The sequence below is a fragment of the Pseudomonas sp. Pmew2 genome (genome assembly GCF_058129885.1).
Window position 1 is genome coordinate 2,500,170 of record NZ_CM176702.1, and the last position, 14,269, is coordinate 2,514,438.

Here is a 14,269-nt window from a genome sequence, read left to right on the forward strand (position 1 = left end):
ATGGCTGAAGCAAAAGTATTGAGTGGTGCCGGACTGCGCGGGCAGGTGGCCGGGCAGACGGCGTTGTCCACGGTGGGCATGGCCGGTGCCGGGCTGACCTATCGCGGCTATGATGTGCGCGATCTGGCCGCCGAAGCTCGCTTTGAAGAAGTTGCCTATCTGCTGCTGTACGGCGAACTGCCTGATAAAGCCGAATTGTCTGCCTATATGGACAAACTCAAGGGCCTGCGCGATCTGCCGCAGGCCTTGAAGGAAGTGCTGGAACGCATACCCGCCGACACTCACCCGATGGATGTCATGCGCACGGGTGCCTCCATGCTCGGCACCCTGGAGCCGGAGCGCAGCTTCGATCAGCAGCGCGACTCAACCGACCGTCTGCTCGCAGCGTTCCCGGCGATCATGTGCTACTGGTATCGCTTCAGTCATGACGGCAAGCGTATCGACTGCACCTCCGCAGAAGACTCCATCGGCGGGCATTTTCTGCACCTGTTGCTCGACAAGGCGCCCAGCGAACTGCACCGCAAGGTCATGGACGTCTCGCTGATTCTGTACGCCGAGCACGAATTCAATGCCTCGACCTTCACCGCCCGCGTCTGCGCGTCGACGCTGTCGGACCTGTATTCCTGCGTCACGGCAGCCATCGGCACATTGCGCGGCCCGCTGCACGGTGGTGCCAACGAGGCCGCGATGGAAATGATTCAGAGCTTCGCCTCGTCTGAAGAGGCCACCAAAGGCACGCTGGGCATGCTGGAACGCAAGGAAAAGATCATGGGCTTTGGCCATGCGATCTACAAGGAGTCCGACCCGCGCAACGAGGTGATCAAGGGCTGGTCGAAGAAACTCGCTGACGAAGTGGGCGATACGGTGCTGTTCCCGGTTTCCGAGGCCATCGACAAGGTCATGTGGGAGCAGAAGAAACTATTCCCCAACGCCGACTTCTACCATGCCTCGGCGTACCACTTCATGGGAATCCCGACCAAGCTGTTCACACCGATCTTCGTCTGCTCGCGCCTGACCGGCTGGGCCGCCCACGTTTTCGAACAGCGCGCCAACAATCGCATCATCCGTCCGAGCGCCGAGTACACCGGTGTCGAACAGCGCAGCTTCGTGCCCATCGAACAGCGCTGAAAAGGGGGCAGGGGAACCGCTGACGAGTTCCCCACCCGCATTCCGAACATTCCGTGATCGAGTCCCGCAATGAACAGTGAATTCCGCAAAACGCTTCCTGGCACCCGACTGGACTATTTCGATGCGCGCGTAGCGGTCGAGGCGCTCAAGCCCGGCGCTTATGCCACGCTGCCCTATACCTCGCGCGTGCTTGCCGAGAACCTGGTGCGCCGCTGTGATCCTGCGGCCTTGAGTGCTTCTTTGACCCAACTCATCGAGCGCAAGCGTGATCTGGACTTTCCGTGGTTCCCTGCGCGGGTGGTCTGCCACGACATTCTGGGGCAGACCGCACTGGTCGATCTTGCCGGCCTGCGCGATGCAATTGCCTCGCAGGGCGGTGATCCTGCGCAGGTAAACCCGGTGGTGCCGGTGCAGCTTATTGTCGACCATTCGCTGGCAGTGGAATCCGACGGTAATGACCCGCAGGCGTTCGCAAAGAACCGCGCCATCGAAGACCGTCGCAACGAAGACCGCTTTCACTTCATTGACTGGACCAAACAGGCGTTCAAGAACGTCGAAGTGATCCCGCCGGGCAACGGCATCATGCACCAGATCAACCTGGAGAAAATGTCGCCGGTGGTGCAGGTGCTCGACGGCGTAGCCTTTCCCGACACGCTGGTGGGGACAGACAGCCACACGCCACATGTCGACGCGCTGGGCGTGATTGCCATCGGCGTTGGCGGCCTCGAGGCCGAAAACGTCATGCTGGGGCGCGCCTCGTGGATGCGCCTGCCGGACATCATCGGTGTCGAACTGACTGGACGCCGTCAGCCGGGTATTACCGCCACCGATGTGGTGCTGGCTCTGACCGAATACCTGCGTCAGCAGAAGGTGGTTGGCGCGTATCTGGAGTTCTATGGCGTGGGTGCGTCGAGCCTGACCCTCGGTGACCGGGCGACGATTTCCAACATGGCACCGGAATACGGCGCGACAGCGGCAATGTTTTCCATTGATTCGCAAACCATCGATTATCTGCGCCTGACAGGGCGTGAGGACGAACAGGTCAAGCTCGTCGAGTTGTATGCCCGGCACACCGGCTTGTGGTCGGACAGCCTGAAGGAGGTCGAGTACGAGCGCGTGCTGAGCTTCGACCTGTCCAGCGTGGTGCGCAACATGGCCGGGCCGTCCAACCCCCATGCGCGGGTCGCCACCGCGGATCTGGCAGCCAGAGGTATTGCCGGGCAGTGGGAAGACGTGCCGGGGCAGATGCCCGATGGCGCGGTGATCATCGCGGCGATTACCAGCTGCACCAACACCAGCAACCCGCGCAACGTGATTTCGGCAGGCCTGCTGGCCCGCAATGCCAACCGCCTGGGGCTGATGCGCAAGCCGTGGGTGAAGTCGTCGCTGGCGCCCGGCTCGAAAACCGTGGCCTTGTATCTGGATGCCGCAGGGCTGACGTCCGAACTGGAGCAATTGGGCTTTGGCGTCGTGGCGTTTGCCTGTACCACCTGTAACGGTATGTCCGGTGCGCTGGACCCGATGATCCAGCAGGAAATCATCGACCGCGATCTGTACGCCACTGCGGTGCTGTCGGGTAATCGCAATTTCGACGGGCGTATTCACCCTTACGCCAAACAAGCGTTCCTGGCCTCGCCACCTCTGGTGGTGGCCTACGCCATTGCCGGCACCATCAGGTTCGATATCGAAAACGATGTGCTCGGGATGGCCAATGGCAAAGAGATTCGCCTCAAGGATATCTGGCCGAGCGATGAAGAGATTGATGCCGTGGTGCAGGCGTCGGTCAAGCCGGAGCAGTTTCGTCAGGTCTACATTCCGATGTTCGCCATCGAAGAACACACCGGGCCGAAAGTCGAGCCGCTGTATGACTGGCGCCCGATGAGCACTTACATCCGTCGCCCGCCTTATTGGGAAGGCGCGCTGGCCGGGGAGCGCACGCTCAAGGGCATGCGCGCACTGGCCGTGCTGCCGGACAACATCACCACCGATCATTTGTCACCGTCCAACGCCATCATGCTGGACAGTGCTGCGGGCGAATATCTGGCGAAAATGGGCCTGCCGGAGGAGGATTTCAACTCCTACGCAACCCACCGGGGCGACCACTTGACGGCCCAGCGCGCAACCTTTGCCAACCCGCAACTGGTCAATGAGATGGCGGTGGTCGACGACAAAGTCAGGAAAGGCTCGCTGACCCGGATCGAACCCGAGGGCGTGGTTACGCGCATGTGGGAAGCCATTGAAACCTACATGGCCCGCAAGCAACCGTTGATCATCATTGCCGGTGCCGACTACGGGCAGGGTTCTTCCCGTGACTGGGCCGCCAAAGGCGTCAGGCTGGCGGGCGTTGAAGCCATTGCCGCAGAAGGCTTCGAACGTATCCATCGAACCAACCTGGTGGGCATGGGCGTGCTGCCACTTGAGTTCAAACCGGGCACCAGCCGCCTGACTCTGGGTATTGATGGCAGCGAAACCTTCGACGTGGTCGGTCAGCGCACACCGCGCGCGACCTTGACGCTGGTGATCCAGCGCCGTAACGGTGAGCGTGTGGAAGTGCCGGTAACGTGCCGTCTGGACACGGCCGAAGAACTCTCCATCTATGAGGCTGGCGGCGTACTGCAGCGTTTTGCTCAGGATTTTCTGGAAGCTACTGCATCGTAGCTACGCTGGAGCGTGAGGAACGATAAGCGTGCGCAAGAGCACTATCGTGCCCATGCTCCGCGTGGGCATGCAGTTCTGGACGCTCTGCGTCCGATTTTGAGCGCGTAGCGCTCTTTGAACAGGACAACGAATTCATGGCTCATTCACCCCAGATCCGCATCCCCGCCACCTACATGCGTGGTGGCACCAGCAAGGGTGTGTTTTTCAGGCTGACGGACCTGCCCGAAGCTGCACAGATTCCGGGATCGGCGCGGGATGCGTTGCTGCTGCGAGTCATCGGCAGCCCGGACCCCTATGAAAAGCAGATCGACGGCATGGGCGGGGCGACGTCCAGTACCAGCAAAACGGTCATTGTGTCGCGCAGCACCAAGGCCGACCACGATGTGGATTACCTGTTCGGCCAGGTATCCATCGACAAGCCTTTCATCGACTGGAGCGGCAATTGCGGCAACCTGTCGGCGGCCGTCGGCTCGTTTGCTATCGCCAGTGGTCTGCTCGATGCTGGTCGTGTGCCGCAAGACGGCGTCGTCATCGTGCGTATCTGGCAGGCCAATATCGGCAAGACCATCATCGCCCATGTGCCCGTCAGCAACGGTGAGGTACAGGAAACCGGCGATTTCGAACTGGACGGCGTGACCTTTCCGGCCGCGGAGGTGGCGCTGGAGTTTCTTGATCCGGCAGCGGACGAAGAGGGCGCAGGCGGCTCGATGTTTCCCACCGGCAACCTGGTAGACGACCTTGAAGTGCCCGGCATCGGCACCTTGAAAGCAACCATGATCAACGCCGGTATCCCCACAATTTTCGTCAACGCCGCCGACATAGGCTACAGCGGTACCGAGTTGCAGGGCGATATCAATGGTGATCCGCAGGCGCTTGCCCGTCTGGAAACCATTCGCGCCCACGGTGCCGTGCGCATGGGCCTGATTCGTAGCATTGCTGAAGCCGCGACGCGCCAGCACACACCCAAGGTGGCTTTTGTAGCAGCGCCTGCCGATTACCTGTCATCGAGTGGCAAACCTGTTGCGGCAAAGGATATCGATCTGCTGGTGCGTGCCGTATCGATGGGCAAGTTGCATCACGCGATGATGGGCACCGCTGCCGTTGCCATCGGCACTGCCGCCGCCATTCCGGGCACGCTGGTCAGTCTGGCAGCTGGCGGACAGGCGCGCAGTGCGGTGCGCTTCGGCCATCCCTCCGGCACACTGCGAGTCGGTGCGCAGGCTGTTCAGGAAGGCGCTGACTGGAAGGTCACCAAAGCCCTCATGAGCCGCAGCGCCAGAGTGCTGATGGAAGGCTGGGTGCGAGTGCCACAGTAAAACGACTGAAACAGTCAGCTGAAAAAATCAGCCGACGTGGCTACCTTCAACGGTTATTTGAAGCGCCGCTCTACACCTTTTTCGACCAGCACCTTGGCAGAGATTTCTTCAACCGAAAAGTGCGTGGAGTTGATGTTGGGAATGTTCTCGCGGCGGAACAGGCTCTCTACCTCGCGCACTTCGAATTCACACTGCGCGTAACTGGAATAGCGGCTGTTTGGCTTGCGCTCGTGACGGATTGCGGTGAGGCGGTCCGGGTCGATGGTCAGGCCGAACAGTTTGCTGCGGTGTTCCTTGAGTGCCGCAGGCAGTTGCAGACGCTCCATGTCATCTTCGGTCAGCGGGTAGTTGGCGGCCCGGATACCGAATTGCATGGCCATGTACAGGCAGGTCGGGGTTTTGCCGCAGCGCGACACGCCAACCAGGATTATGTCGGCCTTGTCGTAATAATGCGTCCGCGCGCCGTCGTCGTTGTCCAGCGCGAAGTTGACTGCCTCGATGCGCTCCATGTAATTGGAGTTATGCCCGATGGAGTGCGATTTGCCCACCGAATAGGAGGAGTGTGAACTAAGCTCCTGCTCCAGCGGGGCAAGGAAGGTCGAAAAGATGTCGATCATGAAGCCGTTGGACGTCGCCAGAATCTCGCGGATGTCCTGATTGACGATCGTGTCGAAGATGATCGGGCGCACATCGTCCTTGTCGGCGGCATTATTGATTTGTTGTACCATCGCCCGCGCTTTCTCGACGCTGTCGATATAGGGCCTGGTGAACTTGTTGAATGTAATGTTTTCAAATTGTGCCAACAGGCTCTGGCCCAGGGTTTCGGCGGTGATACCGGTGCCGTCCGAGATGAAGAAAGCAGATCGTTTCATTTTTGACCCAGGCCTTAAGCAGTTGACGAATTCTGGCTATCATAGGCGTGCCTGCCGGCTCTGAGGGCCTGCAGGTGCATCTTTTTTGAAGGCACGGTTTCAAGGCATGGGCCTGCGCCCGGCCAGACACGCCCGAGGTCACATAACGGTGGCTCGGGTGAATGAGCTTTTCCCAACAACAAACACAGTTAGTGGAGAGATCACCTTGGTAGAGTACGTAGTTTCCCTCGATAAGCTCGGCGTCCATGATGTAGAGCACGTGGGGGGCAAAAACTCGTCCCTCGGCGAGATGATCAGCAACCTCGCAGGTGCTGGCGTCTCAGTGCCCGGCGGCTTCGCGACTACGGCCCAGGCTTACCGTGATTTTCTTGAGCTGAGCGGTCTGAACGATCAGATCCATGCTGCGCTGGACGCGCTCGATGTCGATGACGTCAACGCCCTGGCCCGCACCGGTGCGCAGATTCGCCAGTGGATCATGGAAGCCGAGTTTCCCGAGACGCTCAACGCCCAGATCCGTACTGCATTTGCCGAGCTGTCAGCCGGCAATCCGAACCTGGCGGTGGCCGTGCGCTCTTCCGCGACCGCTGAAGACCTGCCGGATGCCTCGTTCGCAGGCCAGCAGGAGACTTTCCTGAACATTCGCGGTGTCGAGAACGTTATCCGCGCTGCCAAGGAAGTCTTCGCTTCGCTGTTCAATGACCGTGCCATTTCCTATCGCGTGCACCAGGGCTTCGACCACAAGCTGGTCGCGCTGTCGGCGGGTGTGCAGCGTATGGTGCGTTCCGAAACCGGAACGGCGGGCGTCATGTTTACCCTCGACACCGAATCCGGTTTCCGCGATGTGGTGTTCATTACCGGTGCCTACGGCCTGGGCGAGACGGTTGTGCAGGGCGCGGTCAACCCGGACGAGTTCTACGTGCATAAAGACACGCTGGCTGCTAGCCGTCCGGCGATTCTGCGGCGCAATCTGGGTAGCAAGGCTATCAAGATGATTTACGGCGAAGAAGCCAAGGCCGGTCGTTCGGTCAAGGTGATCGACGTAGAGCCTGCTGATCGTGCGCGCTTCTGCCTGACCGATGCCGAAGTCTCGGAACTGGCCAAGCAGGCAATGATCATCGAGAAACACTACAAGTGCCCGATGGATATCGAATGGGCCAAGGACGGTGACGACGGCAAGCTGTACATCGTGCAGGCGCGTCCGGAAACCGTGAAAAGCCGCGCTTCGGCCAACGTCATGGAACGCTACCTGCTCAAGGAGACCGGCAAGGTGCTGGTCGAAGGTCGTGCCATCGGCCAGCGCATCGGCGCAGGCAAGGTGCGGATCATCAAGGACGTGTCCGAGATGGACAAGGTCCAGCCTGGTGACGTGCTGGTGTCCGACATGACCGACCCGGACTGGGAACCGGTCATGAAGCGCGCCAGCGCAATTGTCACCAACCGTGGCGGTCGTACCTGCCACGCCGCGATCATCGCGCGCGAGCTGGGCATTCCGGCAGTGGTCGGTTGTGGCAACGCCACTCAGACGCTGCAGGATGGCCAGGGCGTAACGGTCTCCTGCGCAGAGGGCGACACCGGTTACATCTTTGAAGGGGAGCTGGGTTTCGACATCAAGACCAACTCGGTCGATGCGATGCCCGAGTTGCCGTTCAAGATCATGATGAACGTCGGCAACCCGGATCGTGCGTTTGATTTCGCCCAGTTACCCAACGCCGGTGTTGGTCTTGCGCGTCTGGAGTTCATCATCAACCGCATGATCGGCGTGCATCCCAAGGCGCTGCTCAACTATTCGCTGCTGCCACCGGAAATCAAGGAAAGCGTCGACAAGCGCATCGCCGGTTACCATGACCCGGTCGGTTTCTACGTCGACAAGCTGGTCGAGGGTATCAGCACCTTGGCCGCCGCATTCACGCCGAAAAAGGTCATCGTGCGCCTCTCGGACTTCAAGTCCAACGAGTACGCCAACCTGATCGGCGGCAAGCTATACGAGCCTGAAGAAGAAAACCCGATGCTGGGCTTTCGAGGTGCGTCGCGCTATATCAGCGAGAACTTCCGCGACTGTTTCGAGCTGGAGTGCCGTGCGCTCAAGCGCGTGCGCGAAGAGATGGGCCTGACCAACGTCGAGATCATGGTGCCATTCGTCCGGACTCTGGGTGAAGCGAGTCAAGTCATCGACCTGCTGGCGGCCAATGGCCTGAAACGTGGCGAAAATGGCCTGCGCATCATCATGATGTGCGAGTTGCCGTCCAATGCGATTCTGGCCGAAGAGTTCCTCGAGTATTTCGATGGTTTCTCCATCGGCTCCAACGACCTGACCCAGCTGACACTTGGCCTTGATCGCGACTCCGGCGTGATTGCTCACCTGTTCGACGAGCGTAACCCGGCGGTCAAGAAGCTGCTGTCCAATGCCATTCAGGCGTGCAACAAGGCGGGCAAGTACATCGGCATCTGCGGACAGGGTCCTTCCGATCATCCGGATCTGGCGCGCTGGCTGATGGATCAAGGGATCGAGAGCGTATCGCTCAACCCTGATTCGGTGCTGGAAACCTGGTTCTTCCTCGCCGAGGCGCAGGCACCTGTCTGAGGCGACACGGCCTTCGTGTGACGCGAGGGTGGCCTGAACCGTCATTTGGTTCAGGTGTTTGAAAAAGGCGGTTTCTTCGGAAGCCGCCTTTTTTATGGCGTGCCGCGATAGCCCCGGAGCGCGTTGTTTCATACCGTCTGTCAAGCCAGATAAAGAGTGATATGCAAAGCAGTAGCCAGCTTTTTCCCGTTGCCTTGATCAGCGCCGAGCGTCGCGGCGACCTTGTCGAGGACGTCTACCGTCTCAAGCCAGCCAACAGCCCCGACCCCAGCGTCGAGCTGGTGGTGACCCGACTGGGGCTGGTCGATCAGCCCGACGTGCGCGGCATCCCGGTGATTCTGCTGCATGGCAGTTTTTCCAACCGGCGCTTCTGGTATTCGCCCAAAGGTATCGGTCTGGGGCCGTATCTGGCGCGTGCCGGTTATGACGTATGGATCCCGGAAATGCGCGGGCACGGCTTGTCTGCACGCAACCAGAACTACCGCGCCAATTGTGTGGCTGACTATGCCCGTTTCGACGTGCCCGCCATTGCCGCTTTTGTCTGTGAGCAAAGTGGTCAGATACCGCACTGGATGGGGCACTCGCTGGGCGGCACAACCCTGGCGGCGGCCTTGGGCGGCCAGTACCTGGGGCCGCACACTGCAGCGTCGGTGGCGCTATTCGGCAGTCAGGTCAGCCGCACGTACTGGCCGCTGAAAATTCCGCCGCTGCAATGGTCCGCGCGGCTGTTGCTCAGGTCCTTCGAACATGTTTCAGGGCCGCGTTTCAAGCGTGGGCCGGAAGACGAGCCAATAGGGCTGGTGCTGGAAAGCCTGCGCTGGCACGGGCTGTTCGGGCGTTTTGGCGAGCGCGACAACAACTGGTGGGCGGGGCTGAAGGAGGTTCAGGTGCCGGTGCTGGCCGTTGCTGCGGCTGGCGATCATCAGGACCCGGTGTGGGCCTGTCGCACGCTGTTTGATCAGATCGGCGCAGCGCAGCACAAACAGTTTCTTTGCCTGGGGCGCGAGCACGGTTTTGACGAAGACTTCGACCACGTGCGCATGCTGGTCAGCAAGGCCGCGCAGCAACAGGTCTGGCCGCGGGTCATCGAGTGGCTGAACGGGCAGTCTGTTCCTGAACAGGTTGTAGAGTTTCAGGCGGCGGTGGGCAGTTAGCGGTTAAAGTCGCTATGGTTAGCGTCAGCCGGTCGCGTCTGATTCATCAGGCCGATCCGTACCATTCGCGAGACAGGAGTTGACCTTATGCACTACATCACCCCCGATCTGTGTGACGCCTATCCGGACCTGATTCAGGTCGTGGAGCCGATGTTCAGCAATTTTGGCGGTCGCGATTCGTTTGGCGGCCAGATCGTCACCGTTAAATGTTTCGAAGACAACTCGCTGGTCAAGGAGCAGGTCGAGCTCGACGGCAAGGGCAAGGTGTTGGTGGTCGACGGTGGTGGGTCGCTGCGTTGTGCCTTGCTCGGTGACATGCTGGCAGAGAAAGCGGCCAGAAGCGGCTGGGAAGGCATGTTGATTTACGGTTGCATCCGCGATGTTGACGTCATCGCGCAGACCGACCTGGGTGTTCAGGCGTTGGCCAGCCATCCGAAAAAAACCGAGAAACGCGGAATCGGTGACCTGAATGTGTTGGTCACCTTCGGTGGCGTGACCTTCCGCCCGGGAGAGTATCTGTATGCCGACAACAATGGCGTCATCATTTCCCCTTCACCCCTGACCATGCCGGAATAAGCGAAATATCCATGTTCGATGAAGCAAACGCGCAGTGGGGGCTGGTTCATGCCCTTGTGTTGGACGGTAAGGGCGGGGCGCGTTTCATCGCTCGAACCGAGTTGCAGGACCTTGAGCTGCAGCCGCAGGAAAGTCTGTGGCTGCATTGGGACCGCAGTCATCCGCAGACCCATACGTGGCTGCGTACTGGTAGTGGTCTGAGCGAATTTGCCTGCGACCTGTTGCTTGAAGAGAACACCCGGCCGCGCCTGCTGCCGTTGCCGGAGCAAGAGTTGCTGCTGTTTCTGCGCGGGGTGAACCTCAACCCCGGTGCCGAACCGGAAGACATGGTCTCGGTGCGCATTTTTGCTGCTGCTCAGCGGGTGATCTCGCTGCGCCTGCGTCCTCTGCGGGCCACTGAGGAACTGATCGAGATGCTGGGGCAGGGTAAAGGCCCCACCAGTGCCTCGGAGCTGATCCTGTACCTGGCGCAATACCTGACCGACAAGGTTCAGGATCTGGTCGGCGAACTCACCGAATCGGTCGATGAAGAGGAAGAAAAGACCGACGCCGACGAACGGTACAGTCCCGAGCACGGCAAGCTGCTGCATATTCGTCGACGCGCAGCCGGTCTGCGCCGGTTTCTCGGGCCGCAGCGCGATATTTATGGCCAGCTCTCGCGGATCAAACTGTCGTGGTTCGCCCATGACGACGCCGATTACTGGAATGAGCTGAACAACAGCCTGACGCGTTATCTGGAAGAGCTCGAGCTGACCCGCGAGCGGGTAGGGCTGCTGCTGGAGTCCGAAGACAGGCGTTTGCGCGAGCACATGAACCGCACCATGTACCGTTTCGGGATCATTACCGGTATCTTCCTGCCCATGAGTTTTCTTACCGGTTTGCTGGGTATCAATGTCGGCGGCATACCCGGTTCTGACAGTTCATACGGCTTTCTGGTGGCGTGCTCGCTGATTGTCGCGCTAGCCGTCGGGCAGTGGTGGCTATTCAAGCGATTGCGCTGGGTATAGGCGTGGGCTTGTCCGGGTTTTTGATGGGCGTGTGTGACTTGTTGTTTTCGCGTCGCGTCTTTGACTGACATTACGTGAGGTGCCTGATGCACGATCCGTTTGAAGAATCTTTACGCGACATGCTCAATTCTTCATCCTCCAGCCGGGATGATGACGCATGTCTGGGACGCGTCCTGAAAACCGCCAATCGCCAGGTCGGTGCCGGTGTGTTGTTCGGGTTGCTGGGCCGTTGGTCAGAGGCACTGATGATCGCCGTGAACAACGGCTCTGCCCACGTCTCTCCTGTTTCTCGCCGCACCATTCCGGGTGCCCGTTCTATCGATAAGGCTGATTGAGCATGGAATTGAATCTCTGGACCCAGAGCCTTCTTGCTGCAATGACTGCATTGTGGACCAAAGTCGCAAATTTCATCCCTAACCTGTTCGGCGCGCTTGTTGTGGTGCTGCTGGGTTTTGTCGTGGCCAAACTGCTTGACGCGCTACTTTCCAAACTGCTGGCCAAACTGGGCCTGGATCGTCTGGTCGGCGGTACAGGTCTGACCAAGATCATCGGCCGCGCCGGCGTCAAGGTGCCGATCTCAACGCTGATCGGCAAGATCGTGTATTGGTTTGTGTTACTGATTTTCCTCGTCTCGGCTGCTGAATCGCTGGGGCTGCAGCGGGTTTCAGCTACGCTGGACATGTTGGCGCTGTATCTGCCCAAGGTATTTGGTGCGGCGCTGGTCTTGCTGGTCGGCGTGCTGCTGGCGCAACTGGTCAATGGGCTGGTACGCGGCGCAGCCGAAGGCGTAGGTATCGACTACTCCGCCGGCCTGGGACGAATTGCTCAAGGCCTGGTCATCATCATCAGTATTTCGGTTGCGATCAGCCAGCTTGAGGTGAAGACCGACCTGCTGAACCACGTTATTGTGATTGCCTTGATTACCGTTGGTCTGACAGTGGCGCTTGCCCTGGGCCTCGGCAGTCGGGAGATTGCAGGGCAGATCATCGCCGGAATTTATGTTCGTGAGCTGTTTCAGGTGGGCCAGCAGGTGCGGGTGGGCGATACGGAAGGTCAGATCGAGGAAATCGGTACGGTCAAGACAACGTTGCTGACAGACGAGGGGGAGCTGGTGTCGTTTTCCAACCGCATCCTTCTCGAGCAGAGAGTAAGCAGCCGTTAAGCGGCTAACCTGCTAATGTATGCCGCCAGGTTGCCGATACAGGCCGTGGCGGACACTGACCTGACTGTCGGCAAGATTTGTTTTGAATAAACCTCAACCGTTTTCGACGCGCTACGATCCCCGCGAGCTCTCTGATGAGGAGCTGGTCGCGCGCGCCCATGTTGAGCTGTTCAATGTGACGCGGGCTTATGAAGAATTGATGCGTCGTTACCAGAGAACACTTTTTAACGTCTGCGCACGTTATTTAGGGAACGATCGCGATGCTGACGATGTCTGTCAGGAGGTGATGCTTAAGGTGTTGTATGGGTTGAAAAATTTTGAAGGTAAATCTAAATTTAAGACCTGGCTTTACAGCATCACCTACAATGAATGCATCACGCAGTACAGAAAGGAACGGCGTAAGCGTCGCTTGATGGACGCTTTGAGTCTGGATCCACTTGAGGAAGCGTCGGAAGAAAAGACGCCCAAACCTGAAGAGCGGGGCGGACTTGATCGCTGGCTTGTGTATGTGAACCCGATCGATCGGGAGATTCTGGTCCTGCGTTTTGTTGCAGAACTTGAATTTCAGGAGATTGCTGACATCATGCACATGGGCTTGAGCGCAACGAAAATGCGTTACAAGCGGGCTTTAGATAAATTACGAGAGAAATTTGCGGGAATCGCCGAAACTTAATACGGTGCAAATATCTCTAACAAACTGGCAAGGTCTGGTAGACTTGCCGCTGAGTTGTCCCCCTGTGTGGGACTGCTTAATAATCATCAGATGGGGATTTAACGGATGAAACTGAAAAACACCTTGGGCTTGGCCATTGGCACTATTGTTGCCGCAACTTCGTTCGGCGCTCTGGCCCAAGGCCAAGGCGCGGTCGAAATCGAAGGCTTCGCCAAGAAAGAATACTACGACAGCGATCGTAACTTCAAAAACGACGGCAACCTGTTCGGCGGCTCCGTTGGCTACTTCCTGACTGACGATGTTGAACTGCGTCTGGGCTACGACGAAGTCCACAACGTCCGTAGCGACAGTGGCAAGAACATCAAGGGCGCCAACACCGCTCTGGACGCTCTGTACCACTTCAACAACCCAGGCGACATGCTGCGTCCTTACCTGTCTGCCGGTTTCTCTGACCAAAGCATCGGTCAAGACGCTCGCAACGGCCGTGACGGTTCTACCTTCGCCAACATCGGCGGCGGCGCCAAGCTGTACTTCACTGACAACTTCTATGCCCGTGCAGGCGTTGAAGCTCAGTACAACATCGACCAGGGCAACACTGAGTGGGCGCCTAGCGTCGGTATCGGCGTAAACTTCGGCGGCGGCAGCAAGAAAGTCGAAGCAGCACCAGCTCCAGTAGCTGAAGTGTGCTCCGACAGCGACAACGACGGCGTGTGCGACAACGTCGACAAGTGCCCGGACACCCCAGCCAACGTTACCGTTGACGCTGATGGCTGCCCAGCAGTTGCCGAAGTCGTTCGTGTTGAGCTGGACGTGAAGTTCGATTTCGACAAATCCGTAGTCAAGCCTAACAGCTACGGCGACATCAAGAACCTCGCTGACTTCATGCAGCAGTACCCACAGACCACCACCACTGTTGAAGGTCACACTGACTCCGTCGGTCCTGACGCTTACAACCAAAAACTGTCCGAGCGTCGTGCAAACGCCGTTAAACAGGTTCTGGTTAACCAGTACGGTGTTGGCGCTAGCCGCGTAAACTCGGTTGGTTACGGCGAATCCCGCCCAGTTGCTGACAACGCAACTGAAGCTGGCCGCGCAGTTAACCGTCGCGTAGAAGCAGAAGTAGAAGCTCAAGCTAAGTAATT

At 58.9% G+C, this 14,269-nt stretch carries 12 protein-coding genes; 11 read left to right on the forward strand and 1 reads right to left on the reverse strand.

Features of this window, described 5'->3' with window-relative positions:
* From prpC to prpF, 3 genes are all read left to right on the forward strand, one after another.
* The gene (prpC, locus tag AC4ANK_RS11240) at positions 1–1,128 is read left to right on the forward strand and encodes a bifunctional 2-methylcitrate synthase/citrate synthase (protein ID WP_002553033.1); all 1,128 of its coding nucleotides are present in this window, start codon (positions 1–3) and stop codon (positions 1,126–1,128) included.
* Between the two features lie 69 nt (positions 1,129–1,197).
* Complete coding sequence (gene acnD, locus AC4ANK_RS11245) at positions 1,198–3,786, forward strand: Fe/S-dependent 2-methylisocitrate dehydratase AcnD (protein WP_002553034.1); 2,589 nt, start codon at positions 1,198–1,200, stop codon at positions 3,784–3,786.
* A gap of 134 nt (positions 3,787–3,920) precedes the next feature.
* The gene (prpF, locus tag AC4ANK_RS11250) at positions 3,921–5,102 is read left to right on the forward strand and encodes a 2-methylaconitate cis-trans isomerase PrpF (RefSeq protein ID WP_004667523.1); all 1,182 of its coding nucleotides are present in this window, start codon (positions 3,921–3,923) and stop codon (positions 5,100–5,102) included.
* A gap of 53 nt (positions 5,103–5,155) precedes the next feature.
* Here prpF and ppsR read toward each other — a convergent pair whose 3' ends face one another.
* Positions 5,156–5,974, reverse strand: a complete 819-nt coding sequence (gene ppsR / locus AC4ANK_RS11255; RefSeq protein WP_002553036.1) for a posphoenolpyruvate synthetase regulatory kinase/phosphorylase PpsR — start codon at positions 5,972–5,974, stop codon at positions 5,156–5,158.
* Positions 5,975–6,179: 205 nt separating this feature from the next.
* Between ppsR and ppsA the strand changes: the two genes are divergently transcribed.
* From ppsA to AC4ANK_RS11295, 8 genes are all read left to right on the forward strand, one after another.
* The gene (gene ppsA / locus AC4ANK_RS11260) at positions 6,180–8,555 is read left to right on the forward strand and encodes a phosphoenolpyruvate synthase (RefSeq protein ID WP_002553037.1); all 2,376 of its coding nucleotides are present in this window, start codon (positions 6,180–6,182) and stop codon (positions 8,553–8,555) included.
* Positions 8,556–8,716: 161 nt separating this feature from the next.
* Positions 8,717–9,709 carry an alpha/beta fold hydrolase gene (locus tag AC4ANK_RS11265; RefSeq protein ID WP_002553038.1) on the forward strand — a complete coding sequence of 331 codons (993 nt, stop codon included), beginning with the start codon at positions 8,717–8,719 and terminating at the stop codon, positions 9,707–9,709.
* An 87-nt stretch (positions 9,710–9,796) separates the two neighbouring features.
* Positions 9,797–10,285 carry a ribonuclease E activity regulator RraA gene (gene rraA / locus AC4ANK_RS11270; protein WP_004659258.1) on the forward strand — a complete coding sequence of 163 codons (489 nt, stop codon included), beginning with the start codon at positions 9,797–9,799 and terminating at the stop codon, positions 10,283–10,285.
* Between the two features lie 11 nt (positions 10,286–10,296).
* Positions 10,297–11,292 carry a zinc transporter ZntB gene (locus tag AC4ANK_RS11275; RefSeq protein WP_002553040.1) on the forward strand — a complete coding sequence of 332 codons (996 nt, stop codon included), beginning with the start codon at positions 10,297–10,299 and terminating at the stop codon, positions 11,290–11,292.
* Positions 11,293–11,378: 86 nt separating this feature from the next.
* Positions 11,379–11,627, forward strand: a complete 249-nt coding sequence (locus AC4ANK_RS11280; RefSeq protein ID WP_002553041.1) for a hypothetical protein — start codon at positions 11,379–11,381, stop codon at positions 11,625–11,627.
* A gap of 2 nt (positions 11,628–11,629) precedes the next feature.
* Positions 11,630–12,454: a mechanosensitive ion channel family protein gene (locus tag AC4ANK_RS11285; protein WP_002553042.1), complete on the forward strand. Its 825-nt coding sequence runs from the start codon at positions 11,630–11,632 to the stop codon at positions 12,452–12,454.
* Between the two features lie 82 nt (positions 12,455–12,536).
* Positions 12,537–13,127 (forward strand): RNA polymerase sigma factor SigX, encoded by a 591-nt coding sequence (gene sigX, locus AC4ANK_RS11290; RefSeq protein ID WP_002553043.1) that lies wholly within the window; start codon positions 12,537–12,539, stop codon positions 13,125–13,127.
* Between the two features lie 105 nt (positions 13,128–13,232).
* On the forward strand, positions 13,233–14,267 hold the full coding sequence (locus AC4ANK_RS11295) for an OmpA family protein (protein WP_002553044.1): 1,035 nt from the start codon (positions 13,233–13,235) through the stop codon (positions 14,265–14,267).
* The last annotated feature ends 2 nt before the right edge of the window (positions 14,268–14,269 follow it).

Bases quoted from the DNA above. Each gene is read 5' to 3' on its own strand.
- AC4ANK_RS11275 (WP_002553040.1), top strand. From the start codon at position 10,297: ATGTTCGATGAAGCAAACGCGCAGTGGGGGCTGGTTCATGCCCTTGTG.
- prpF (WP_004667523.1), top strand. From the start codon at position 3,921: ATGGCTCATTCACCCCAGATCCGCATCCCCGCCACCTACATGCGTGGT.
- ppsR (WP_002553036.1), bottom strand. From the start codon at position 5,974: ATGAAACGATCTGCTTTCTTCATCTCGGACGGCACCGGTATCACCGCC.
- rraA (WP_004659258.1), top strand. From the start codon at position 9,797: ATGCACTACATCACCCCCGATCTGTGTGACGCCTATCCGGACCTGATT.
- AC4ANK_RS11265 (WP_002553038.1), top strand. From the start codon at position 8,717: ATGCAAAGCAGTAGCCAGCTTTTTCCCGTTGCCTTGATCAGCGCCGAG.
- prpC (WP_002553033.1), top strand. From the start codon at position 1: ATGGCTGAAGCAAAAGTATTGAGTGGTGCCGGACTGCGCGGGCAGGTG.
- AC4ANK_RS11285 (WP_002553042.1), top strand. From the start codon at position 11,630: ATGGAATTGAATCTCTGGACCCAGAGCCTTCTTGCTGCAATGACTGCA.
- AC4ANK_RS11295 (WP_002553044.1), top strand. From the start codon at position 13,233: ATGAAACTGAAAAACACCTTGGGCTTGGCCATTGGCACTATTGTTGCC.
- acnD (WP_002553034.1), top strand. From the start codon at position 1,198: ATGAACAGTGAATTCCGCAAAACGCTTCCTGGCACCCGACTGGACTAT.
- AC4ANK_RS11280 (WP_002553041.1), top strand. From the start codon at position 11,379: ATGCACGATCCGTTTGAAGAATCTTTACGCGACATGCTCAATTCTTCA.